Below are 24,542 nucleotides of genomic sequence, written 5' to 3'. Positions count from 1 at the left end.
CAGGAGCAGGCAGACAGACGCCGACAGCGCCACAATGCAGAGTGATCCACAGATTGATTCCCGGGCGTCGCTACGTATCGCGTAGAGATGGCGGACACTGCTGACGATCAGACGGTAATCGGGCGATACGAGCGCGTCGAGGTGACTGGTACCACAGGGCAACAGCGAGTGACGGCAAAGATCGACACGGGCTCCGACCGGAGCACGATCGACGAGAGTGTCCTGTCGGCGATCGGCGAGACCGGCACCGTCGGCGACGTGACGACCCGGTCGGGATCTGAGGCCGAAACGCGCGAGGTCGTCTGTGTCTGTGTCGATCTACTCGACGTGTCCGACGGAGCGAGGGTCGTCGAAGTCGACGTCAGCGACCGATCGGCCTACACCGGTGAGATGCTCGTCGGAGCGGACTTGCTGGCCGAACTCGAACTGCTGGTCGACGTAACCGACGACCAGACCACCGACTGAACCAATGTCACTCGAAGAGATCAGCGCGCAACTCGACGGCGACGATCCAGAGACACGCCTGAACGGAGCAGAGGCACTCGCGACGGTGGCGAGCGATCGATCGTTCGATCCAGCGGACGGAGAGACGGAGCCGTTCGATCTGGCGATCGAGGCAGCGACCGCCGACGACCCAGCAGTTGCCTACAACGGAACGAAGGCGCTGAGTCGGCTGGTCAAAGACGGCGCTGCCACGGCCGCACTGACGACGCTCGCCCCGACAGACGCCGATCGGACCTACGCAGAGCGAATCGCCGAAGTCGCCACAGAACGGATCGACGAGTCGAATCCCGGACGCGTCCGCTCTCGTGGCGCACTCGTAATCAGTCGACTCGCATCGAACGATGTCGACAGCGCCGTCACCGAGGTCGTCGTTGAACGACTCCTGGACCTGTTGCAGACGGGTCAAAAGGCGATTCGAAAGCGACGGGCTGCCCTCGCCCTGACGAACCTCGGGCACTACGATCACGAGGGGCGGGCCTTCGTGAGAGCGGAGATGGCGACCGCGGCCGACAGCCTGCGCGAACTCGCGTCGGCCGACGACGACCTCTTGCAAAGCGTCGGTCTCAGGGCACTCGGATTCATGGGTCTGTCCGAACCCGAGGCCGCGTTACCAGCGACAGAACTCCACGCCGTCGTGGCCGACCGCGAGAATCGACCCCGGAACGTCAACCGTGCAGTCAGATCGCTCTGGCAGATCGGCAGAACACATCCGTCCGTCGTCGTCCCCGTCAGGGACGAACTCGAAACGCTACTGAGCTATACGGAGACAGACGCGGAAGACGCAGCTCACCTCCCGAAAGACACTGGAACGTTAGCAAAGCACGCGAGATACGTGCGGTCGAACGCTGCGATGGCACTCGCCCAGCTCGCTCGCAGCCACCCCGAGCAGATCTCCGAGGCCGCCGTCGAACGGTGTGTCGACCTGCTCGAACAGCGCGACGAATCGATCCACCGTGTCGTGCGACTGCTCGGACAGGTCCACGAGACGCACGGAGACGTACTCGACACTGCTGATACCACCGAAGAGGTGCGCTCGTATCTGGCCGCGGAACGTGAGTCGAAGACGGCGACCAAGCGCCACACGAAGGCACGAGGGTATGCCGTGTGGCTCCTGACCCGCCTGTCGAGTGACGAACCACTCCCCGAGTCGGCGGTGGCGACGGCACTGGACTACCTCACAGCGGTCCCGACCGGGGAGCGGACGGCTTTCGGACCGCTCCGGACCGAGGCCCTGGCGACAATGAGCCGGGCGTTCCCCGAGCAGGTCGGGGCACACGACGAGAGCGTCGACTGGCTCTGTCGACGAGCCGATGAGAGTGCGACATTGACGGAACGAGCCGACGCCGTCACTGGCCTGCTGTCGCTCGTCCGCTCCGAAACGAGCACTCCCGAGCACGTCACGTCGGTGCTGGAAGAGCGTCTCGCGGCCGAGTCGGCACCACGGGTGCGGCGACTACTCGCAGAGGCGCTGGGAGTGGTGTCGACGCCGTCGGCCCGTCGTGTACTCGCCGAGACGGCGGTGACCGAGTCGAGACCAGACGTGTCGACGGCCATCGACGCCGCACTCGAACACAGCGGACCGTCGACGGTGACACACGCCGGCAAGGACCACCCGCTCGCACCGACTGCGTTGCCGGTCGTGTCCGCGACAGCCTACACGCCGTGGCTCACAGAGACGATCGAGTACGGCGATATCGAGCTCCACCATCGAATCCAGCACGGGGGAACGGGGACGGTCCACAGAGCGTCGCTGCATCCACCGGCCAAGGCGTCTGCGGAAGCGCCACGGACGATCGCGCTCAAGCGGCCACTGGAACCGGCCGGTCGGACCGTGGCCGATCTCTCGGAGTACATCGGCGAAGCCGAGAAGTGGGCCCGAGTCCACGACCACCCCAACATCGTGACGATCTTCGGCTGGGGAGCCCAGCCCCAGCCCTGGATCGCGATGGAGTACCTCGACGAGGGAGAACTGGGAGAGTTCGCCGAGGCGCGATCGCTGCCCGTGTCACAGGGACTCTGGATCGGCGTCTGTATCGCCGACGCACTACAGCACGCCCACTCACACGGGATCTACCACCGGGACATCACACCGGCGAACGTCCTCCTCCAGCGTCGTCGCGGGTGGCCGATGCCGAAGTTGGCCGACTGGGGGACCGCACGGAAGAGACACGAACTGAGCCGCGGCGACGAAGCGTACACGCCGGGATACGGAGCACCCGAACAGCGTCCGGAAAGCGAATGGGCGCGTGAAGTTCCGCCCGCCAAGACGGACATCTACCAGCTGGCGACGCTGGTCTACGAACTCCTGACCGGAGAGAAGCCGTTCGCTGTCGAGCAAGCAGTACAGAAGAGAGAGCGGGCCCCAGCCCCGCCGGGGGACGTTCGCGATGGCGTCCCCCCAGCCGCCGACGATCTGCTCCGTAGCGCGCTGCGTCCGGATCCAGCGGCGCGTCCGGAAACGGCCGCTCGGGTCCGTGACGTGCTGGCAGACCAGTGGTGAGCGTCGCTCAAAGCGAGATTGGAGCCACCGCCGCTCTCTTGTGTCGGTTACTGCAAGCTCCCGCATGAACAGACGAGAGTCCCTCGCCGCGTTCGCGGGGGTCGCCGCCGCGCTGGCCGGCTGTAGCGGGTACGGCAGCGCCACCAGCGAGTCGACGCAAACAAGGGGAGCCGAAGGCGGAATCGACACGGACGCGCCGGGGGCCGGGTCCGCGACAGACCCCGAGATGGTCCACGTCCGTGGGGCGACCGAGCAGGCACCGCTCTGGCTCGCCGATCCAGACGGCGAGACCGACCGAGAGCGCGGGTCGCACCGCGAGCGGCGTCGACACTCGCGGACCGTCGTCGACACGCCGGCCCGAGCGGAACGGCTCAGGGTCGCCGACGGCGTCGAGGCCGACGGGCTCGACTCGTTCCTGTCGGAGACCGACCTCGACAGCCAGACGCTGTATCTGGAGAGCGTGGAGGTCCGAGCCTGCTTCGAGCTGACGCTGTGTCGGATCGAGTGGCAGCCCGACGAAGTGTCGACGGACTACGCGCGCACCCAGCTCCCCTACGATACGCGCTGTGGCGTCGACGACCACGTCTTCGAAGCCCGTCTCGTCCGCATTCCGGCCAGCCTCTCTGCCGACGAGGTACGTGGCTACGGCTCGTCGATCGGCACGGCCGGCTGTGCGAGACGGAATCGGGCCGAGGACGAGAGCGGCGACAGTGCGAGCGCCGCGTCGACGGGAGGTGACCAGTGATGGGCGACGACGCTCGGAACGTGGCGGACCGACAGCGCCTGACGCGTCGCGGGCTGCTGGCCGTGGCCGCGACGGGTGCCGTCGCCGGCTGTCAATCGATCGGCGGGCTGAGCGACGACACAGACGAGCAGATCAGCGTGTACGAACTCCCCGACCTCGACCGGGAGTCGATCCCGTCGCCGATCGTCGCCCGGTCGGTGCCCGTCGACATCGCGCCCTCGCACCTCACGGCGGCCCGCGAGCGCGTCGACGCGTTGCTCGGCGAACTCCCGACGCCGATGGGACCCGACGACATTCCCAACGGGTACGTCCGCGAGCGTCTGACCGACAGCGCCAGCGACGCGACGGACGCGCTCGACGACGCACGCACCGCCCGGACGGAGCTGGAAGCGCTGACGGCGCTGGGCGAGGCGCGCGAACGAGCCAGATACGCGGCCGCCGGCTGGGCGATGGCCGACGATGGACTGTCGGTCGATGGTCTCCGCGGCGAGCACGGTGAGATCGTCTCGAACGCCCACGCGTTCTGGGACGAGCACACGTACCGCGGGACCGACCCCGTCCGAGCGGCGCTGGTACACGCTCGCATCGAGGACGCGTTCGATCGACTCGCCCAGATGGACGGCCCACGGACCCACGACGACGGGGCGCTGCTGACCGTCGCCGAGTGGGGCGAGACCGTCGAGTCGGCGCGAGTCGATCTCGACGACGCCCGCCACCTCGACAGTCAGTTCACCGAGTCGCTGCCAGCCGACGCCGGGACCGTCGAGGACGCGCTCACCAGCGGCGCAGAGACGCTGCTGGCCGACGTTCGATCGCGTCGGTCCCAGCTCCCGCCGGAACCGACGCCGGAGGAGTGGGGCGTCGCAGAGAACCTGGTCGCAGACCTCCGGCGATCGATCGAACGCGGCCCCGCCACCGTCGAGGACGCCAGCGGACCGGCCAGTGCCGTCGTCGACGCGACCGAACGGCTGGCACGGTTCCAAGCGCTAGAGCAGATCGAAGAACGGATCGATGCCGGCGAGATCTCAGGCGTCGAGAGCGCCGACGAACTGCGAGCACTGCGGACGACGGCCTACGACGCGCTCGATGCCGCCCTCGAAGCGAGTAGCGACGCCGCGCTCGCCCGGACCGTCGTCAGCGACGTGTCCTGGGAGGTGACCAACGCCGACTGGCGGCTCGCTCGGTTCGATCGCGACGTGAGGCCAGACCGTCTGGACGATATCGTCGAGGGGTACGTGCTCGCGACGGCCGTCGCGCAGGCCGTCCCACCGGCGTGTGACCAGACGATCGACGCCCTGAACTGAGGCCGAGAGCGCCGACGCTCACTGTCGACCGTCGGAGAGACGCGCCGTCCGGCAAAGTGACAGCTGTCAGTCCCAGCCGTAGCCCCAGCCTTCGAGTTCGGCGACGACGAGCTCCGGGTGTTCCTGTGCGACGACCATCGCGGCCTCGGTCACGTCGGTCTTGTACACGTCCTCGCCGAACTCGGCTTCCATCGTGGCGACGAGTTCGTCGATGCCCGCCTCGACGTCGTCTCTGAGAAAGACCGGGCGCTGGGTCCGACCGTCCTTGACGCCGTCCCGAGCGTGGATGTAGGGCAGCGAGTGGCGTTGCTGGTCGTCGGACTGGCGATCGGCGGACCGCTGGCCGCTTTGCTGGCTCGACGGCTCGGGGTCGAGTGACGGGTCCGTCCGCTCGTCGCTCTCGAGATCGCTCGACGACGGGTCGGCAGCGTCGCGTTCCTCGGCGTCGGTCGGTTCGTCGGCCGTCGCCCCACTCTCGCCGTCGGAGTCGTCGGCGAACGGATCGTCGGTCGAACCCTGCTTCATGCTTCCACCGCCCGCATCTCGCGGATGTGTGCCGCCAGCTCGTCGTACTTTTCGAGGGTGTCCAGTTCGTGGTCGCGTTCGCGCTCTCGGTGGACATCGATATAGCGGAATGCGGTACATTGCTCGGCCCAGCACCCTTCCAGCAGCGACGACCGCTCGCGGAACTTGATCGGCAGCTCCCAGCCGTCGGCCGCCAGTTCGTCGAGGAACCGATCCTGGTCGTTCATCCCCTTGTAGCGGTTCGGGACGACCGCGAGGACGCCGACCTCGATGTCGAGCTGGTCTTCGAGTCCGCCGACCAGTTGGTCGAGTCCCTGCACGGATTCGTACCCCTTGCCGCTGGGCTCGAAGGGGATGACGACGTGGCGCGTCGCGTGGATCGCGTTGTGGAGTTTGATGTCCGCGCTGGCGGGCGGGTCGACGATCAGCGTGTCGTAGGTCTCGTGGACGCCGGCCTCCCGCAGGACGCGGAGGAGTTGCTTGTTCGGGTTCCACGACTCTCCGAAGTCCGCGGCCTCCTCCTCGCGGCGGCGCAGATGTTTCGAGGCGTACTCGAGGATGTTGTGGGCCGGCACGACGTCGATGCCCTCGCTCGTCCGGACGAGATCCGAGAACTCCCCTCGCGGACGATCGATCATGTGACGCAAGAGACTGTCTGCCTGATCGTTGTTCCGGTCGTCGGCGACGTCGAGCAGGTGTGACAGCGACGCCTCCTGCGTGTCCAGGTCGACGACGAGGACGCGCCGACCGGCCCGAACCTCGGCCTTCGCGAGGTTCGCGGCGAGGGTCGTCTTCCCGACCCCGCCGGCCTCCGAGTACACTGTGTAAGCCAGCATAGCTACCCAGTCGAGCGCCGCAGCTATAAAACTCAGTCAGACGACTCGGCCAGCTAAGCTAGCTGAGTTACTCAGCTAAGCCAATTAGCTGAGTTAGCTAGATATTCAAAATAGCTAACCCAAATAACTATCCTACTCAGCCAGCAGAGCCAGATGTGCGAACCAGTAGAGCGAGCCACCGGAGAGAGTTCGCCGGCCGACCCAGCCGGCCGGCGACCCGGAATCGAACGCCCGGTGTCGAGCGTCGGCTCTCGATCACCTGTAGACGACCCAACGATACGCGTCGGCGACCATACAACTGCACACAGGCGTCCGTCTAGTCACACAGCGCGTCCCAGAACTCGTCGAGACGGTGCAAGACCGGCCTGATGTCCTCGTATCGGTCGGCGGGAGCGCGCTCCAGACAGCGGAGAATGACGTCTTCGAGCGCTCTCGGAACGCCGGGACGGATCTCCGCGGGCCGGGGCGGCTCCTCGTCGAGGGCACGCTCGGACGTGTTCCCGTACGGATGGCGGCCGGTAAAGAGCACGAAGAGGAGGATGCCGAACTGGAACACGTCGACGCGCTTTTGCTGGCGGCTCTGTACCCGTCGGGCGTGCTGTTCCGGGGCCGCGTACCGGGGCGTGTACTCGCCGATCGTGTCACTCGGCCCCAGGAGCGCGCTGGCGGTCCCCCAGTCGCCGATCTTCGGGACGTTCCAGCCGTCCTCGACGGTCCGAAACAGGACGTTCTGTGGCTTGATGTCGCAGTGAGCGACCCCGCGGTAGTGGGCTTCCTCGATGCCGCTGGCGATACACCGGGCGATCCAGAGCCCGTGACAGAGCGACTGGACCCCGTCGCGCTCGACGAACTCGCCGAGGTGGCCACCGTCCATGTACTCCATCGCGATCCAGGGCTTTCCCTTGCTCTTCCCGTGATCGACCAGACTGACGACGTGGTCGTGGCCCTCGAACTCGGCCCAGTTCTCGGCCTCTTGGAGGATGCGCTCGATGCGGTCCGCCGTGTCGATCGTCCCCGAGGTGTCGGGCACCTTGACGGCGATCGCAGTGCCGTCCGAGAGCGAGTGCCGATACACCTCGCCGCTGGCCCCCGTCGCGATCCTGTCTGCGAGCTTGAAAGACAGCACGTCGAGTTCCGCAGAGAGGTCGACCGAGATCGGCGACACGTCCGGGATCTGCTCCGGGACGGACTCACTCGCCGTCATCGAGCACCACCCTGTCGCCGGCTCTCGTCAGGTAACCGTCGCCACACGCCCCACAGCGGTCGCCGACCGACGCGGCCGACGAGTCGAACTCCGTCCCGCAGTTGGGGCAGGTGAGAGATCGATCCGTCTCGGCGGCGTCGTCGTCGGGCGCTGTGTTCGCTGCCGGTGTCTCGAAGTCCTCGACATCGACGTCGGGAGTCGGACGCTCGGACCGCCACGGTGGGATTCCGTAGATCGCGACCAACGTCGCACCGACGAGAACGACACTGGTGATCGCGCCAGCGAGACTGGTTTGCAGGGGAGTGAGCGAGAGGCCGAGGACGTCAACCACCATCGATACGACGAATCCGATACCGAGGCTGACGACGAAGACTGCGGGGAAGACGACTTTCGTCGACGTGCGGAGTCGGCCCATCTCAGTTACGAGTTGCTTGCTGGATGACGGTAATAAAGGTGCCTACCGCCACTCAAGACGGCCGGAGTGGAGATCCCTCGGGCGACGGGCTCCGACGCCGCTGGGACACGTCGTCGACTGCACCGGGCGAGGGTGGCGGCTGGGAGAGTGGCTGCCCTACAGCGACGGGACGAGCTGGGAGCGCGTCAGCAGCTCACAGAGCTGCTCGCCGTCGACGAGGCGGACCTGTTCGCTCATCCGCTCGACGCTCTCTCTGGCGTTCTCGGTGAAGCTCGAACTGGTGACGACGGCGACGGAGTCGGCGTCGAACTCGACGAGCAGCCCGGCGGTCCGCTGGACCGTGCGCACCCCGACCGTGTTGCCCGGCTCGTACTGTTTGGCCTGGATCAGTTCGCGCGTGCCGTCGGCCTGGGCGATGACGTCGACGTTGTAGTCCTGGACGTACTTCGTGGTCCGGGCGTCGAACCCGCCCTCTCGCCAGAGATCCGCGATCAGCACCTCGAACTCGCGGTGTGAACAGGACAGCAGATCGTCGCTGGTCCACTCGCCGTCGGTGGCGGCGTCCAGCCGTTCGGCGACGGTGTCGATGCGGTCCGTGTCGCGCTCGGCGATCGCCTCGTCCAGTGTCCCCCCGAGAGTGGCCTCGGCGCGTCCGAGCTGTGGTTCGCCGACGGCCGACAGCGCGGCGAACAGCTGGTCGGCACGGCGGACCACGACGGCGGTGCGATACAGCTCGTGGCCGGCCGACCGGAGCGACGAGAGACCGCCGCTCAGATCGTCCGCGACGGCGGCGTCCCCGGCGTCTCGGAGTCGATCGACGGCCGTCGCGACCGGCGCACTGGGATAGCGCTCCTGGAGTTCGAACGCCAGCGCGGCGAACGCGAAGAGAGCGTCACAGTAGTCGAGAACCGCGGCGCGCCGACGCGCTTCGATCGACTGGTCGTTGGCTACGTCGACGAGTCGTTCGGTGATCGCCTCGATGGGCAGTGAGAGAGACACCTGCTCGGACAACGTCTGTCCGCGTTCGATCGTCGAGCGAAAGCGTCGTTTGCGGCGCTCTCCGACGGTCTCGCGTGGCTCGGTATCGTCGAGCGCGGGTTCGAAAAACTCCGTGAGGTCGAAGGCGGGCTCGACATCGGAGTGGGCAGCGTACTCAGCCGTCAGGGTCTCGACAGCCCTCGCAACCGAATCGAACATTGCCGGAGGTATGCCACCGTGTGCGCATAAAACGTCTCCATAGCACCCCCACGCCGTTCTCGTCTTCGACTTCGATACCTTCGAGGGCAGGAGCAGAGTGCGGTTCTGAACGAGACCGGCCAGCCAGAGGCGGCGTTCAGCTGTCCTCCAGCAGATCGAGAGTCTTCTGATCGCGGTCGCCGTCGTAGTACCGCTCCAGTGCCGTGGCGAACGGCGTCGGATCGTCGGCGACCATCTCGAACAGCGTCATGGACGACCGGAACTTCAGATCGTCCGGCGAGCCGAAGATGTCGTTCGCAGAGCGCCCTTCAAGGTCGTTGACGATCGCGGTACACTCGCGTAATCGGGCTCCGAGAGTGGGATGGCGCAGGTAGGCGTCGGCTTCCGCTCGCGAGGCGATGGCGAACCGCTGGGCCATCTCACTCCGGCCGAGCCCGGCGACCTGAGGGAACACGAACCACATCCAGTGGCTGCGTTTCTGGCCCGACCGGAGTTCCCGCTTGACCGTCCCGATGACCGACTCCTGTGCCTCGACGAAGCGCTGTAGGTCGTGAGGGTCCGCTGCACTGGGCATCGAGTGCCCGTTCGACGCGCTGGTGCTTAGTTGCCCCGGCGTCACCGTCGAGACCCGTCGGTAACACGGCGGGGGCGCGCAGACTCAACAGTTTTGGCGCTGGCGTGCCGTCGTGGCCACATGGCAGGACTCGACTCGGAGATGGAGCGCCGTTTCGACAAGTCGATATCTGAGTTACAGGCCGAAGCCGACCAGTTCAAGACGCGGGCCCAGTCCGACCCGGCGGTCGTCGCCACGTACCTGCCACGGCTGCGAAAGCTCCTGGAAGCCGCGGGCTACAGCCGCGACGAGATGATGGTCAGAGACGACGTGCAGCGGACGATACTGGCGATCGCGGACCAGCGGCCGGAGGCGCTCGCCGACGAGTACCCCGACCTGGTGGCGGCGTTCCTCGACACGCGCGAGACGAGAGTCCTGGCCCAGCGACTCCTGCACAACTGCGCCGAGCTCTGGGCCGATGGCGTGACGCGCCAGGAGATCACGGATGGGCTCGACGTGGTGGAAGGCGAGATCGTCGATCAGCTCGCAGACATCGCGGAGCAGGTCGACGACGACGGCCGGGTGCCGGGCAACGGTGCCACGGCGATGGTGCTCAGCCAGCGGGTGGCCGACTTCGCTCACAGCGTCGCGGGCCGCCAGCAACTCGTCGTCGAGGCCGCCTCCGACGCGCTGTTCGACCTCGTCCGGTTCCACGCCAGCGAGAAAGGAGTCGACCCGATCGACGGAGCCGTCGATCTGCGATCTCGATACGAGACCGCCAGCGAGCCGTTCGTACGTGGCTTCTCCGATCGGGGGACGATCGAAGCGATGCGAGAGACCGAGGAGACCCAGACGAAGAACTACGTCCTCCGCTACGTGGTCGACGCACTGGTCGGCACGTCCCTGATCGTCAGCGTCGAGCGAAGCGAGGCCCGAATGTTACGGATCGAGGCGGTCCTCGCCGAGCGAGATCAGTGATCGGGGGCGTCCATCGCGGCGAGCACCGCCGCGAGAGAGCGATCGTCGCACCTGGCGATCGCGTCGGCGAGTGACAGCTCGTCGGTTCCGGAGTCGATTCCGTCGATTGCCGCCGCGAGGTCTCGCTCGCTGCCCTCGGGGAACGCAGCCGGGTCGAACCAGCCGTCGGTCCGCAGGTCGCCGCTCCCTCCAGCGTCGTCCTCGGACGTATCGCCGTCCGTCTCGGGGCTGTCGTCCGCCGAAGACTCGCCGTCCTCGGAGCGTTCCTCTCTGATCTGCTCGACGCGCTCTCTGAAGGTCAGGTCCTCGTCGGGGTCGTCGGTGTCCGTGTCCGTCGCGTCGTCCTCGCTAGAGGCAACTTCGGTCGAATCGGCGTCCGTGGATGCGCTCTCTGCGGCGTCGACGCGGGGCGAGCGGTCGTCTGCCGAGAGGCGGTCGGCGACGATGGGAGGGAGCGCGCGATCCGTCCGGGCCGCCTGGAGTGCCTGTCTGAAGATCTGGATGGCGTCGTAGCGGTCGCGCTTGCTCGTTTCGAGGGCGGTCGAGACGATGGCGTCGAGTGCCGGAGACACGTCGTCGCGGTGCGCGCTCGGCGGTGCTGGCGGATCACCGTACACGACGTCGTGCATGACGCTCATCCGGTTGCCGACGTAGGGCGGGCGACCGGTGAGCAGCGCGTAGACCAGCGCTCCGACCTGGTACACGTCGGTCAGCATGTCCGGGTCGCCGAACTCGTCGGGTTCGAACTGCTCGGGTGCGGCGTAGGTGACCGAGAGCCCTTCCATCGTGCGGGTGTGTTCCGAGAGCGAGCGGGCGAGCCCCCAGTCGGCGAGCTTCGGCACGTCCCAGGCGTCGCCCGCCGTGGTTCGAAACAGCACGTTCGACGGTTTGACGTCGAGGTGGGCGACCCCGTAGTTGTGGGCGAGTTCGATCCCGCGACAGACACACTCGCCGATCCACAGGGCTTCGTCCAGTGCCAGCCCGTCGGTGCCGTCGAGGCGCTGAGCGAGGTCGCCGCCGTCCATGAACTCCATCGCGATCCAGGGCAGGCGCTCGCCGGTGTCGATCACGCCGACGACGTGCTCGGAGTCGGCCCACCGGCGCTTCTCGCGCTCGCGGCGGTCGACCAGCTCCCAGGTGCGGGCCTCTTCCAGGAACGTCTCGACCACGTCACCGGTCAGCGTTCCGGGGTCTGCGGGCTCCTTGAGAGCGATCCGATCGGGCGGCTCGTCGTCCGGGACGGCCGCCTCGTAGACGAGTGCCTGTCCACCGGCGTCGAGCGGGGACTTCGCAGCGTCGATCGTCCGGTAATCGAGGTCCCGACGCGGCGGACTCGCGACCGCCGAGCGGTCGGGAATCCGAGGATCAGTCATTGGCCAGGTGTTGGGCAGAGAGCGACATCAAGCTTGGCGACGACAGCGACCGTGGTCTACTCCTCGCCGAGCGCGGACACGACGCCGTCGTGCGTGGCGACGTACACCGTCCCGTCTGCCACTGCTGGCGACCCGTCGATGAGACTGCCGGCCCGGTAGTGCCACCGCTCGTCCCCCGTCGCGGCGTCCAGCGCGTACAGACACTCGTCCCAGCTCCCGACGAAGAGGGTGTCGGCGGCGACGACCGGCGCACTGTTGATCTGTCCCGTCGTGTCGTAGCGCCAGCGTTCGGTGCCACTGTCCGCGTCGATCGCGAGGACGTAGCCGTCGATACTGCCCGCGTACACGGTGTCCCCACAGATCGCCGGTGCCGACCGGCCGTTACCACCGGCGTCGAACGTCCAGCGCTCGGTGCCCGTGTCGGCGTCGAGGGCCACGACGCACCCGTCGTTGGTGCCCGTATAGAGGACGCCATCCGAGACCCCCGGCGTCGACATCGCCGGTCCGCCGGTGGGGTAGCGCCACAGGTGCTCGCCGGAGTCGGCGTCCAGCGCGGCGAGGATGCCGGTCCCACAGGAGGCGTACACCGTCCCGTCGGCGACAGTGGGGACCGCGCCGATCTTGCCGTCGGTCTCGACGACCCACCGCTCGTCTCCCGTCGCGGCGTCGAGCGCGTACACGTGCTTGTCGTAGCTGCCGACGTACACCGTGCCCTCTACCACTGCGGGCGCGGCGTCGACCATCCCGCCCGTTTCGACCGCCCAGCGAGTCTCTCCGGTCGCAGCGTCGAGCGCGTACACGTGCTTGTCGTGGCTGCCGACGTACACCGTCCCGTCGACGACCGTCGGCGGCGACTGGACCGGATTGTCCGTCTCGTAGCTCCACCGCGTCTCGCCGGACGCCGTCGCCAGTGCGTAGACGGCCATATCGTCGCTCCCGACGTACAGCGTGTCGTCGACGACGGTCGGTCCGCCCTTGATCGAATCGCCCGCCTGAAACGTCCAGCGTTCGGTGACGGGTGGCGTGGGACCGACCGCACTCTGTCGCGGGCCGGACCGCGACGCGCTCCCGTGGAGGGTCGGCCAGTCGCGGTCGTCGGCCGTCGACCCCGAGCGGTCCGTGCTCGTCGTTTCCGGCGCGGGGGGATCGGTCGTCGGAGTGGGGTCGCGGTCTGCCGTCGCGGGCTCGGTCGCGCGCTCCCGGTCGTCCGGCGTCGACTCCCACTCCCCAGCGATCCGCTCCAGGGCGCGACGGAGGTCGATCGTCGCTTCGTACCGATCGGCCGGGTCCCGCGCCAGTGCGCGCTCGAACACGTCGTCGAGAGCGGCCGGCAACTCTGGACGGCGCTCGCTGGGCGGCCTGTGATCGGCGTCGAGGACGCGCTCGATGCGCTCCCGCTGCGGGGTGGCCGCGAGGTCGTCGACGAACGGATGCGTCCCGGTGAACAGCTCGTAGAGGACGATCCCGAGCTGGAACTGGTCGGTCCGCTGGTCCGTCGTGCCCTGGCCGTCCTGTTCGGGGGCGCAATAGCCGGGCGTCGAGATGCCGACGGCGGCCCCCTGGCCCAGCAGCGACCGGGAGAGCTCCCAGTCGGCGACCTTCGGAATCGGCCACCGGTCGGGCTCGCCGGGGGTAAACAGCACGTTCGACGGCTTCAGATCGAGGTGGACGACGCCGCGGTGGTGGGCGTGCCAGACCGCGTCGACGAGTCGCTGTGCGGTCCAGAGCGACTGCTCGACCGTCGCGTCCTCGGCGACGGCGCGAAGGTCCGGTCCGTCGACGACCTCCGTGGCGATCCAGGGCACCGGCGCATCGCCGCGGAGCCAGGGGAGTGGGTCGTACCCCCAGTCGATCACCGAGACGACGTTCGGGTGGTCGTCGAGGCCGGCCCACTGGCGGGCCTCGTGATCGAACCCGTCGATCGTCTCCTCGGTCAGCGTCCCGTGTCGAGCGGGGTGTTTCACGGCGATGTCGGCCGGCCCGTCCTCGCCGGGGCGACGGACCCGATGCACGACCGTCGTCGCGGTGCGGCCGATGACGTCGTCGTGGCGCAGTGCGGACGGGTCGAGCGACACCGACGGCGTCTCTCCTCCCTCGTCGAGATCTGGTTCGTGAGCAGAGTCCATGGTCGTGGTTCGTTGGTGTTGCTGGCGGTTCGACGCAGCCTGAGCGGTCTCTTCGGCGGCTGCACTCTCGACAGAGTCACCGTCGAGCACCGCAAGCGCCCGTTCGGCGGCTTCGCGTACGCGCTGGTCGTCGTCGTCGAGTGTGTCCTGCAGATCGTCGATGGCCGGTTCGATCGCAGTCGGTCGTTCGCTGGCGACGTTTTGCAACGCCTCGACGGCCGCAGTGCGTGTCGCGGCTTTCTCCTCGTCGAGGAGTGTCAGAAGCGAGTCGACGACGGGGACGACGGATCTGGGATAGGCGCTCGCGACGTTTTTGAGCGCGATGGCACCGGCAGCACGCGCCGTGTCACGCTCGTCGTTTCGCAGCGACCGGAGCTCCGCGACCAGCGGCTGGATCGATTCGGGATACTCCGCTGGCGTCACAGTGGCGCGTGTCGCGCTGCGCGCCTCATAAAGGAGCGTCCGGAGGTCGGGAACCGCCGGTCGGACCTCCTCGGGGTGTCCCTCCGCGACCGCAGCGAGTGCGAGGGCGGCGTTCCCACGTAAACCCGGATGGGTGTCAGTGAGGCACTGTCTGAGACCATCCACGGCAGGAACGACGGCGTCTGGTCGGTCCCGAGCGACGGCCGCAAGTGCCAGAGCCGCCCCAGCGCGAACGTCCCCGCCGTCCAGAGGGGTCTCGGCCGATTCCGCGGACGACGCTGGAGCCGTCGGTTGGCGATACTCCAGCAGTTCAGTGAGTTCCTCGATCTCGTCTGCAGTGACAGTGTGGCGCTCGGAGTCGGCTTTAGATCGGAGACGAGACACCCGCTGCAGTGCATCGACACTCATTCTCTCACCGAACCCTCATCTCTCAGATCGTACGTCGGAACAGGTGTTGAACGTTTTCGTGAGAGAGTGACGGCCGACGGCGTCAGTTGATCTCCGGTTCGATCGTCAGCATCGTCCCCGAGATTCCCAGCGCCGCTCCGATGCCCGCCAGGACGACGATCAGTCGCTTCTCTTCGAACGTCAGCGAGAACAGCTGTGCGCCGATAGTCGCCTCTGCGTAGACGACGATGCCGCCGATGACCAGCCCCGCGATGGCCCCGAGCAAGATGCGCTGCTCCATCAGCGTGAACACGCCCAGTACGAGGACCGCACCGAGTACGAGATTGACGAGCAGTGCCAGCGCCAGCGTCCACAGTGATAGTGCCATGTTGGATCGCTCCCAGTACGTCGTCCGATGCACACCAGACACATAAAGATTTGGCTTTGAAAGATTCAATATTGAATCTCCAGAATGGAGACAAATGAGATCGGGAACGCGACGGACCACCGTTGGAAAACGCGCGTCGAAACGCCGGAGCGATCCCGAACACTCGGGACAAGCTATTACTTTTGGCACGCGGATGCTGTGATAATGACGGATTCCGAGGAAGAGGAGACGCCGACGCTCACGGAGATATTCGAAACGGTCGAGAGCGAGGCCGAGCTCACCGGGCGGAATCTGACCGTGCTCCGAACCGTCCTCGAACAGGAGCCCGCGGGGATCACCGATCTCGCCGAAGTGCTTGACCACCCCCACCACGAGCTCCGATACTCGCTGCGAGTGCTGGAAGAGGAGAACCTCATCGAGCCGACGGCAGAGGGCGCGGTGACGACCGGTGACGTCGTCGAGACGATCGAAGCGGCAAACGCCGGGCTGGCGGAGCTTCAGTCCGGACTCCGGACGTGTGCAGCCGCCTTCGGCTCGGACGAGGGACAGTCGAGCGAGGCGACGGAAGCGGATGCCCTCGAAGGAGAGAGACGGACGGAAGCGACAGCAGGCCAGGACACAGAGCAGACGGAAGGACAGCAAACGACCGACGCGTCGCCGGACGAAGCGAGCGACGAATCGGCGTCGACGGCCGAGGCGGCGTCTGCGACCGAGACGGAATCGGCGGCCGAGAACACCGAGGAGACCGAATCGACGGCAGCCACCGAGGCGTCGGCCGACACGCAGTCGTCTACTGCGACGACGGTCGAGACGGCCTCGAAAGTGCCCGACGTGGCGAGCGTGCAGAGTCCAGCCCGAGAGGAGCTGGCGTACGCCGATTTCGAGATCGAGGAGCAGCTCGGACACGGGGGCAGCGGCGTCGTTCACGAGGCACAGTACCGCGTCGACGGTGAGCCGACGACGGTCGCGCTGAAGGTACCGAACTTCGAGGGGACGATCACGTCGTCGGTGATCGAGGACTTCGAGCAGGAGGCGGAGACGTGGTCGTTGCTGTCGCCCCGGGACCACGTCGTCGGCGTCGTCGACAGCGGGACACAGCCCAAGCCCTGGATCGCCATAGAGTACATGGACGGCGGCACGCTGCGCGAGCGGCTCTCGGAGTTTTCCATCGAGCAGGCCGTCTGGACGTGCGAACGGATCGCGCAGGGAGTTCGCCACGACCAGACGGGCGTCCTCCACCTGGATCTCAAGCCCGAGAACGTCCTGTTTCGCCGGACCGGCGAGGGAAGCTGGGACGTGCCGAAGGTCGCCGACTGGGGGCTGGCACGCACGCTCAAAGAACACCAGCCGACCGTCGAGGGCATGTCGCCGACCTACGCCGCCCCCGAGCAGTTCGACGCCGAGGAGTTCGGCGACCCCAGCAGCAAGACGGACATCTACCAGCTCGGCGTCCTCATGTACGAGGTGCTGACCGGCCGGCCGCCCTTCGAGGGCAACAGCGTCGCGCTGATGAACGCGATCCTCACCGAAGAGCCCGAGCCACCGGCGGCGGTCGACGATCGCGTCCCGCAGGCCGTCAGCGACGCCGTGATGAAGGCGCTGCGAAAGGAGCCAGCGGAGCGGTTCAGTACCGTCGAGCGCCTCCAGTCCCAGCTCCGGGCACAGCTCTGAGCTACAGCTCGTCGAGGTGGGCCTCGCCCTCGTCGGTGTCGCTCACGAGTCGCCCCTCCGCTCGCCAGGGGCCGTTCGACAGTCGCCGAACGGCTCATACTGCCGGCTGTCACTTCGTGAAGAGCTTCGCCACCCCGGGGTGGCGAAATCGGTCACAGATGGACAGCCGGTCGTATCACTCCTCGGTGACATCGGTCACCCCATCGACGGTGAGGACCGAGATCCCGACGCGCCACCCGGCGTCGATAGCTTCGAAGTCAGCAGCCATGGTCGGAGTGACCAGTGGACGGATGTTAAAACCAGAACTCTCCGCGAAGCACAAGAGTTGAGACGGTGGCACGGAAACAGTGGCGACGACAGAATGGTCGCAACGTCGTGCAGAACAGGCCTCGTCGGAACCGCCAGCTTCCAGCGGAGCGCGCGATGACGGACGACGAGCCGCCGCGGTTCGTGACGACGACAGAGCAGTTCTCGACGGACTTCGGGACGACGACGGTCGAGTCCGAGCCGGTGCTCGTCCACAGCCTGGCGGGCGAAGGCGGCCAGGCGGTCGTCGGGGTCTACTCGACCGAGATCCACGAGGGCGAGTGTCACCTGGCGGTCGGGATCGACGAGCCCCGGTCGCCACGCGTCGTGGACCTCCGGGTCGGTCAAGTCCCGCCCGGAACCGATCTTGGGGAATCGGGAGTCGCACTCGACGCGACCGCGAAACGAGAACTCGAAATCGAAAGCGGGGACGTGATCTGGTTGGCCGGCGACGAGCGGACGCCGTGTGTCGTCACCGACGCCGAGACGGCTGACAGGGGCCTCGGAATCGTCCGCTGTAACGCACTCCAGCGAAAAAATGCGGACGCGGCGCTGGGCGAGACCGTCACTGTGTCTCCGGCGCTCACGGTGGCGGCAGACACTGTCGATCTGTCTGTCCACGGCCGTCTTCGTGGAGTGGATGATCCGCTGGCGAGACAACTGGCCGGGCGTCCGGTCCAGGAGGGCGACCGAATAGAAGTGTCGACCGAGGGACTCGACATCGAACCTGTGGGGGACGAAGATTACCCTCCCGACGTGCAGGCACCAGACGACGCCGTCGTTGCCGAAGTCCGCTCCGTCGAACCGGATGTAGCCACCAGCGAGGTCGCGACGATCACGGACGAGACCGACCTGCGCGTGACCGACGAGGGAGCAACGACAGCTGACCAGACAGCCGAGCCACAGAGCCCAGACACCGCAGCGAACGACGAGCCCGACGCCGCGACGACGGTCGCCAGACCCGCCGAGAGAGTGCCCGAGCCAGTCGAGCCGCCGCTGCCCGAGTCGGTCGCCTACAGCGAGCTGACGATCGGCGAGCGCGTCGGCGACGGCGGCTTCGCAGAGGTCAGGGCGGCGACGGTCGAATCGTCCCCGGACGCGGAGCTCGCGGTCAAGCGCCTGTCCGACGAGGGGACGCTGGCCAGAGCGACGATCGACCAGTTCGTCGAAGCGGCGAAGCTGTGGGGCCAGTGTGACGACCACCCCCACGTCGTCAGCGTCGTCGACTGGGGGAAGGTACCGCGGCCCTGGATCGCGATGGAGCGTCTGACCGGCGGCGACCTGCGCCAGCGCCTCCGCGACGCCGACGACGGGCTCGCGATCGACGAGGGACTGTGGATCGCGAGCGTGCTGGCCGAGACCCTCGCCGACGTACACCACCTCGGCGTCCGGCACTTCGATCTCCGGGCCCGAAACGTCCTCTTCGCCTCGACGTCCGACGAAGCGTGGGACCTCCCCAAGATCGGCGACTGGGGCGTCGCGAAGACACAGCGCAGCGGCGACGATCCGACGGCGCTCGATCCCCGCTACGCCGCCCCCGAGCAGTTCGAGTCCGACCGGGAACTCGACCACCGGACAGACATCTATCAGCTCGGGGCGGTGCTCTACGAACTGCTGACCGGAGCGGTGCCGACGGCGACGGGAGCCGAGGGAGAGTCGGTCGCCGAGCGGTCGCTCCCGACGCCGCCGTCGGAACTGCGCCCCGAACTGCCGTCGTCGGTCGACGAGGTCGTCCAGACCGCGCTCGCACCGGCCCCCTCGGAGCGGTACGGTCGGGCGATCTACCTCGCCGACGCGCTGGACGATCTCGTCGACGACACGCCGTAGCAGCCGTGTCGAGCGACTTGCGCCGGGCGACGAGTATCTCGCCGCCGTCGCAGACGCACTGGCAATCGACGATCGGTACCTCCCCGACTGGTCGCTCGATTTCGAGGTGGCCGACGACGAGTGGACGCTGGACGACGTGATCGACCTGTGCGAGTGACGTGACACCCACCGAGCGGCCTGCGAAGCGGGGTGAGCGCGAAGGTGTCGGAGCCGACGCGTCGCGCCCAGATTTCCGGCCGACGGACAGTTGTGTCCAATGTGGAGAAATTGTTTATAGTTGGAGACGGAACGTTGTGCCAGAGAGATGAGAGACGCGACGAATGGGTGTATGAGTCGGTCGACGCCAGCCGGCGTCTCGACGGAGCACCCGGATCAGTGGAGGGCAGCACCGAGATGAGCGAGGACGGTGCGTACCTCGTCGTCGTCGACTACGAAGACGAGCGCGAGCGAAAGCGCGCGGAGTACCTGCTCGACAACTGGGAGGACGGGACGATCGAGTCCCTCGACGGCATGTCCCGCGTCGTGCGAGACGTCGACATCGACGAGCTGTACGACCAGCTGGCGGCGAAAGTGCCAGAAGAGGAGCTGTCGGCGTACGAACTGAACCGCGTCGACACCGAGGCGACGCAGGTCCAGGCGACGATCGACGAGACGTTCGACGACGTCGATGCCGAACGCGTCGAGTGGGCGATGGAGTCCATCATGAAAAAGCGAAAGGCGGTCGATCAGGGGTCGACCGCCGAAGGAGAGAGCCTCTGGGCAGTCTACACGAAGAAGGGGCGAGCCGAGATCCAGTACGACATCCGAGAACGAGAACAGAACGCGGTCCGACTCCACGTCGTCATCGACGGTTTCGGAGAGGCACCGGAGTTTCTCCGTGAATTCATCGAAGAAGAGATCGGGTACATGATTGCCTAACAATGGGAACGATCAAAGACAAGCGCGAGGAGCTGACGTATCCAGCCCACCAGGTCTTGCAGAAGGACCTGGTCGAACTAGCGAACTACTCGGCACAGCGCCGACGAGACCTGTACAACCAGCTCGAACAGAACAAAGAGGAGTACGAGTGGGACTTCTACCCCGAACACCGGGAGTCGATCCCCGAGGCGACGAAGGAAAACGAACTGGCCTCCTTCGAGGCCGCGAAGTTGCTCCTGGCGACGGCGATCGAAGAGGCCGCCGAGGCGGACCCCGAGTCGAAGGGGTTCGTCGACCAGTTCGAGGCGGGAGAACGCGAGTTCGTCAGGCAGTTCGACGATTTCCGCCGGAAGTTCAAACAGATCGACGAAGAGAACCTGGAGACCAACATCAAGAACAAGGACGGGAAGGTCCACGAGTTCGTCAGCGAGGAACTCGAGGCCCAGGCCGACCTCAGAGAGTCGCTGCTGGACACGTCGTCGAACGAGATCCGCGGGGCGACGATCTCGTACTTCCAGCAGGAGTTCGAGGAGTTCTTCGAACTCGCCGACGAGGCCGTCTTCCTCTACATCAAACACCACGGGCTCCCGAACACCATCGAAGGGATCGTCAGTGCCGCGAAAGCGGCCCGGGACGCGAAATCCGAGCGAGAGGCCGTCGAAGCGACGGTCCGGGACGAACTGGAGTCGCTCTCGGAGACGATCCACCACAGCCTCCGGGATCAAGAGCGAGCCCTCCGGACCGAGATGAGCCGCCTCCAGTCGGAGATGGCGACCGGCGGCGTCGACGCAAACGCCGTCGAAGGCGAACTCGACGAGATCAAAGACCAGATCGCGACCCTCTCGGAACAACGCTCCGCGGACAGACGAGAGATCTCGGAGAAGCTCGACACGATCTCGACGCTGGAAGACGATCTCGAAGCCCAGATCGACCAGCTAGAGGCGGCCCGCGAGGAGACCCGCCAGGAACTACAGGACGAGGCCGCGTCGAAAGCCGCGTCGCTGCTCGAAGACGAACTCGAACGCCTCTCGGAGCGGAAAGGCGATCTCAGCGCCGAGATCCAGCGGCTACGGAACGAGCGCGAGCGCCTGGAGACGACCGGGGATCGACTGGACCAGGAGTTTGGCGACCTCGAAGAGCGAGTCGCGACGGCCGAACAGCGGGTCGACCAGGTCGACGAACTGGACGACCGAGTCAGTGAGATCGCCGAATCCGTCCGGAGCCAGCACGAGGAGCCCGACGGGAAGGCGATCCGCGCGGAAGTGGCGCGGCTGTACGAGATGGACTACGTCACGCGGTTCGAGACCTCCGTCGAGGAGGCGACCCACCTGACGCTCCCCGGTGGCGAGCGCTTCGAGATCCCGGAAGGGTTCTGGGAGGACCGACGGCGACACTTCACCGGTGACCATCGATCGATCGTCGCAGACGTACTGGACGACGAGACCACGGTCGACCGGTACCCGGTCGGACGGTTCTCGACCTACCGCGTGCGGACGAACAAGTTCGTCGCGTTCTCGGAGACGAAGCTGGTCGTCGAGGCCGTCGTCGCCGCCAACCTCGAAGCCTTCGCCGCGAACGGCTTCGACGCGCGGCCCGCCGGCCTCGACGATCTCATCGATGTCGTCAACGAGACGGTCGCCCGCGCCGAGTCGAACGACACGACCCACCTGATCGGCATCGCCTCACCCACCGGCTGGACCGACGACGTGGAAGCGTTCGTCCAGAACGAGGACGCCGCCCGGTCTCGGTTCGACCAGCAGGTGAGCGTCTGTCTGGTCGACATCCAGTCCAACGAGCTGCTCTACGACCGGAACGACCGCCTCGTCTCCGAGAACGTCGATCTGTTCACGCGTGCGGTGGACAGCGAGCGCGTCGCCGACTGCATCGAGGTCCTGCGAAACGACTACGTCGACGACCCGATGACCGAAGTCGTCCAGCACCACGCAGTCGTCGACGAACACGACTTCGGCCCACACATCGTGCGGGCCGCTTTCGAACGACTGGCCGACGACGGCTACGGCGAGACTGGCTACCCCAACACCGCCGACGGGCTCTGTTTCGTCGTCAGCTGAATCGCCGTCAGACAGTCCAAAGCACCGTTTCCGCTGTTTTTGTCGATCAGTCCAGGCACCAGTTCAGCACGGAACTGCGATCGGACATCGAGCGTCGCGACACTTTCCGAATGGGCTGGCAGCGAAGCGCCAGAACGGCGGCGTTTGCGGTGTATCTCGTGTGGCTATGCAGCTCAGTGAGAGTCTCCAAAATGGAGAGAAAATTCAAAATAAAATAGGGAGTAAGAGTTAAGTAGTAATAGAGTATACTGATAGGTGTAGTTGGAAAGGGAAGCAGATGGAGCACTGGAGTGATATGAAAACATGAAACTACGAAACTGGATCCGCGACGCCACGGGAATCGGCAGCAACCGACACATGCTCGACCCACGAAAGTATCCCGAAAAGGAACTGCGCGGCGACATTCACGACGTGCAGTTCGAACTCAAGCAGAAGCGCGCACAGCTCAAGCAGTTCAACAGCAAGTATCAGGAGATCATCGAGGCCGGCGCAGAGGCGTCGTCGATCGAGCGCGAACCACTGAAGATGAAGGCCGATAATATCGAACGCCAGTACAAGTTCGCCGCGAAAAAGTACCAGCAGCTTACGAAGAAGCTCGGGCTCCTGTACGCGATCCAGGGGACCCGCGACCTGCTACTGGACGCGGCCACGGACCTGACGATCGATGCGGTCCTCGAAGACACCGACGCACAGGCGATCCAGTCGGCCATCCGCGACAAGCTTCGCGCCAAGCGCTTCGAGGACGAGCAGATCGACCAGATTCTCACGGAGTTGGACTTCTCCGCCGAGATGGAGGCGTCGGTCGGCGGATCGACCGCTCTCGAGACGGACAAGCACGGCGAGCGGATGAAGGAAATCTCTGAGGCCTCTGCGACGCTGGAGTTCGACCTCGACGAGGAACTGGACGACGAAGAAGAGAGCGAACCACTCAGCATGCCCGACGGCCCGCTGACGAAGTGATACTGCCGGCTTACACTGTCTGGAGTTACTGTTTCGACATGGTCGCGACGTGTGTCAGAGACGAACAGCCGGCAGTATTACGCCGTTTCGGTCCGACAGAGACCGACCGTGACGTTGTCCGGTCCGCCTCGATCGTTGGCTTCCCGGATCAGATCTGTCCCCGCGGCTTCGAGCGACGTGGCGTCGAGACAGGTCGCCTCGATGGCGTCCTCCGGAACGGGGTCGGTGAGCCCGTCCGTACAGAGCAGGAGCCACCCCTCCGAGATCGACTGTGTGTACAGGTCGACGTCGAGGTCGTCGGCAGTCCCGATCGCCTGGGACAGCACGTGACTCATCGGGTGGTTCGAGGCCTCTTCTGGCGTGATCTCGCCCGCCTCGACGAGTTCCTGGACCTGCGATTGGTCGGTGGTTACCTGCCGGAGTTCCTCGTCGACGTAGTAGGCGCGACTGTCCCCGACGTTGGCGATCGTCGCGGTGTCGTCCGCGACGAGTGCAGCGACGAGCGTCGTCCCCGGCGTCTTGCGCTCGCCCGCCGCGAGGTCGGTCACGGCGTCGTGTGCGGCCCGGAAGCCGCGTTCGAGCAAGTCCTCCGGCCGGTCGGCGGCCTCTGGCGTCTCCGACGTGACGGTTTCGAACAGTCGCTCGACGGCCGTTGCACTCGCTTCGGCACCCTTCGAGTGGCCTCCCATGCCGTCGGCGACGACGACGAGTTCGCGCCCGTCGTCGAGCGACGCACAGCGAGCCGCATCCTCGTTTTCGGAACGCTGCTGGCCGACGTTGCTGTGACAGTAAGAGATCATAGTTGAGCTGCGACGAACGGATCGTGACCGATCGGTTATCACGCGTCGCAGATAACTGTACTGCCGGGCGAGGGGACGACGGTTCGGTGGCCGGGCCATCGCATCGGTTTTCACGCTGCTGGACCAACACCGAGACGATGGCGGACACGACAGTGACGGTGTACACCCGGGAGGAGTGTCACCTCTGTGAGGACGCACTCCAGACGATACGGACGGTGACACAGTCGGTGGCTCGGTCGGTCGACATCGAAGTCGTCGACGTCGACGAGGCGTCGCTGGGCGAGGAGTACGGCGACCGCGTCCCCTACGTGCTCGTCGACGGCCGGCCGGCGTTCAAGTTCCGCGTCGACGAACGGGAACTGCGACAGAAGCTGGTGGCCTGACCGACGTTCGCTCTCGATCCGGCCAGCGGACTGGTCGGTTTTTGGTGGGAAGGTACACGGTGGCGTTCGCCCGGCTAGCGTTCCTCGGTTTCTCTACCAGACAGGACTCTGTCGCGCGAATATCTCCGGCAACAGAGGGACGGTCGG

Annotated in this window: 21 protein-coding genes; 11 read left to right on the top strand and 10 right to left on the bottom strand. The window is 66.3% G+C overall.

Annotated features, from left to right (window positions below; translation table 11 throughout):
- Nucleotides 1-87: 87 nt before the first annotated feature.
- From AC5FRZ_RS16880 to AC5FRZ_RS16865, 4 genes are all read left to right on the top strand, one after another.
- The gene (locus AC5FRZ_RS16880; protein WP_493565195.1) at nucleotides 88-465 is read left to right on the top strand and encodes an aspartyl protease family protein; all 378 of its coding nucleotides are present in this window, start codon (nucleotides 88-90) and stop codon (nucleotides 463-465) included.
- Between the two features lie 4 nt (nucleotides 466-469).
- The gene (locus tag AC5FRZ_RS16875) at nucleotides 470-3,004 is read left to right on the top strand and encodes a serine/threonine-protein kinase (RefSeq protein WP_493565194.1); all 2,535 of its coding nucleotides are present in this window, start codon (nucleotides 470-472) and stop codon (nucleotides 3,002-3,004) included.
- Between the two features lie 64 nt (nucleotides 3,005-3,068).
- Nucleotides 3,069-3,749 (top strand): hypothetical protein, encoded by a 681-nt coding sequence (locus AC5FRZ_RS16870; RefSeq protein WP_493565193.1) that lies wholly within the window; start codon nucleotides 3,069-3,071, stop codon nucleotides 3,747-3,749.
- On the top strand, nucleotides 3,749-5,053 hold the full coding sequence (locus tag AC5FRZ_RS16865; RefSeq protein ID WP_493565192.1) for a hypothetical protein: 1,305 nt from the start codon (nucleotides 3,749-3,751) through the stop codon (nucleotides 5,051-5,053). Before AC5FRZ_RS16870 ends, AC5FRZ_RS16865 begins: the two co-directional genes overlap by 1 nt.
- A gap of 66 nt (nucleotides 5,054-5,119) precedes the next feature.
- On the opposite strand, the gene AC5FRZ_RS16860 is transcribed toward AC5FRZ_RS16865, so the two are convergent.
- From AC5FRZ_RS16860 to AC5FRZ_RS16835, 6 genes are all read right to left on the bottom strand, one after another.
- A complete protein-coding gene (locus AC5FRZ_RS16860) occupies nucleotides 5,120-5,578 on the bottom strand; it encodes a DUF7970 domain-containing protein (RefSeq protein ID WP_493565191.1) in 459 nt (152 codons plus the stop codon).
- Nucleotides 5,575-6,414: a ParA family protein gene (locus AC5FRZ_RS16855; protein ID WP_170095400.1), complete on the bottom strand. Its 840-nt coding sequence runs from the start codon at nucleotides 6,412-6,414 to the stop codon at nucleotides 5,575-5,577. Before AC5FRZ_RS16855 ends, AC5FRZ_RS16860 begins: the two co-directional genes overlap by 4 nt.
- A gap of 316 nt (nucleotides 6,415-6,730) precedes the next feature.
- Nucleotides 6,731-7,618 (bottom strand): serine/threonine protein kinase, encoded by an 888-nt coding sequence (locus tag AC5FRZ_RS16850; RefSeq protein ID WP_493565190.1) that lies wholly within the window; start codon nucleotides 7,616-7,618, stop codon nucleotides 6,731-6,733.
- Nucleotides 7,605-8,033: a hypothetical protein gene (locus tag AC5FRZ_RS16845; protein ID WP_372480944.1), complete on the bottom strand. Its 429-nt coding sequence runs from the start codon at nucleotides 8,031-8,033 to the stop codon at nucleotides 7,605-7,607. The genes AC5FRZ_RS16850 and AC5FRZ_RS16845 overlap by 14 nt, the downstream gene beginning before the upstream one ends.
- Before the next feature lie 156 nt (nucleotides 8,034-8,189).
- On the bottom strand, nucleotides 8,190-9,230 hold the full coding sequence (locus AC5FRZ_RS16840; RefSeq protein WP_493565189.1) for a restriction endonuclease: 1,041 nt from the start codon (nucleotides 9,228-9,230) through the stop codon (nucleotides 8,190-8,192).
- 136 nt (nucleotides 9,231-9,366) lie between these two features.
- Nucleotides 9,367-9,804, bottom strand: coding sequence for a DUF1810 domain-containing protein (locus tag AC5FRZ_RS16835; RefSeq protein WP_372480946.1), 438 nt, complete (start codon nucleotides 9,802-9,804; stop codon nucleotides 9,367-9,369).
- 120 nt (nucleotides 9,805-9,924) lie between these two features.
- Between AC5FRZ_RS16835 and AC5FRZ_RS16830 the strand changes: the two genes are divergently transcribed.
- Nucleotides 9,925-10,761, top strand: a complete 837-nt coding sequence (locus AC5FRZ_RS16830) for a TCP-1/cpn60 chaperonin family protein (protein ID WP_153554979.1) — start codon at nucleotides 9,925-9,927, stop codon at nucleotides 10,759-10,761.
- Here AC5FRZ_RS16830 and AC5FRZ_RS16825 read toward each other — a convergent pair.
- The 3 genes from AC5FRZ_RS16825 to AC5FRZ_RS16815 form a co-directional block, all read right to left on the bottom strand.
- The gene (locus AC5FRZ_RS16825; RefSeq protein ID WP_493565188.1) at nucleotides 10,755-12,134 is read right to left on the bottom strand and encodes a serine/threonine-protein kinase; all 1,380 of its coding nucleotides are present in this window, start codon (nucleotides 12,132-12,134) and stop codon (nucleotides 10,755-10,757) included. The two genes, AC5FRZ_RS16830 and AC5FRZ_RS16825, sit on opposite strands and share 7 nt — an antisense overlap.
- Nucleotides 12,135-12,190: 56 nt before the next feature.
- Entirely contained in the window at nucleotides 12,191-15,091 is a 2,901-nt protein-coding gene (locus tag AC5FRZ_RS16820; protein WP_493565187.1) for an outer membrane protein assembly factor BamB family protein, read from the bottom strand.
- A gap of 82 nt (nucleotides 15,092-15,173) precedes the next feature.
- On the bottom strand, nucleotides 15,174-15,458 hold the full coding sequence (locus tag AC5FRZ_RS16815) for a hypothetical protein (RefSeq protein WP_170095406.1): 285 nt from the start codon (nucleotides 15,456-15,458) through the stop codon (nucleotides 15,174-15,176).
- A 204-nt stretch (nucleotides 15,459-15,662) separates the two neighbouring features.
- Between AC5FRZ_RS16815 and AC5FRZ_RS16810 the strand changes: the two genes are divergently transcribed.
- The 5 genes from AC5FRZ_RS16810 (at nucleotide 15,663) to AC5FRZ_RS16790 (ending at nucleotide 23,212) form a co-directional block, all read left to right on the top strand.
- Complete coding sequence (locus AC5FRZ_RS16810) at nucleotides 15,663-17,129, top strand: protein kinase domain-containing protein (RefSeq protein WP_493565186.1); 1,467 nt, start codon at nucleotides 15,663-15,665, stop codon at nucleotides 17,127-17,129.
- Between the two features lie 423 nt (nucleotides 17,130-17,552).
- A complete protein-coding gene (locus AC5FRZ_RS16805) occupies nucleotides 17,553-19,262 on the top strand; it encodes a protein kinase domain-containing protein (RefSeq protein ID WP_493565185.1) in 1,710 nt (569 codons plus the stop codon).
- Nucleotides 19,263-19,637: 375 nt separating this feature from the next.
- Complete coding sequence (locus tag AC5FRZ_RS16800; protein WP_493565184.1) at nucleotides 19,638-20,180, top strand: hypothetical protein; 543 nt, start codon at nucleotides 19,638-19,640, stop codon at nucleotides 20,178-20,180.
- A 2-nt stretch (nucleotides 20,181-20,182) separates the two neighbouring features.
- The gene (locus tag AC5FRZ_RS16795; protein WP_493565183.1) at nucleotides 20,183-22,252 is read left to right on the top strand and encodes a hypothetical protein; all 2,070 of its coding nucleotides are present in this window, start codon (nucleotides 20,183-20,185) and stop codon (nucleotides 22,250-22,252) included.
- 303 nt (nucleotides 22,253-22,555) lie between these two features.
- Entirely contained in the window at nucleotides 22,556-23,212 is a 657-nt protein-coding gene (locus tag AC5FRZ_RS16790) for a hypothetical protein (protein ID WP_170095413.1), read from the top strand.
- Between the two features lie 77 nt (nucleotides 23,213-23,289).
- Here AC5FRZ_RS16790 and AC5FRZ_RS16785 read toward each other — a convergent pair whose 3' ends face one another.
- Nucleotides 23,290-24,012: a PP2C family protein-serine/threonine phosphatase gene (locus AC5FRZ_RS16785; RefSeq protein WP_493565182.1), complete on the bottom strand. Its 723-nt coding sequence runs from the start codon at nucleotides 24,010-24,012 to the stop codon at nucleotides 23,290-23,292.
- Between the two features lie 137 nt (nucleotides 24,013-24,149).
- Here AC5FRZ_RS16785 and AC5FRZ_RS16780 point away from each other — a divergent pair, with 137 nt between their 5' ends.
- Nucleotides 24,150-24,395, top strand: coding sequence for a glutaredoxin family protein (locus AC5FRZ_RS16780; protein ID WP_170095415.1), 246 nt, complete (start codon nucleotides 24,150-24,152; stop codon nucleotides 24,393-24,395).
- The last annotated feature ends 147 nt before the right edge of the window (nucleotides 24,396-24,542 follow it).

The sequence above is a fragment of the Halomicrobium sp. HArcht1-1 genome (assembly GCF_058933285.1).
The sequence above is the reverse complement of the archived record's forward strand: the minus strand, read 5'-3'. Positions and strand labels throughout refer to the sequence as shown.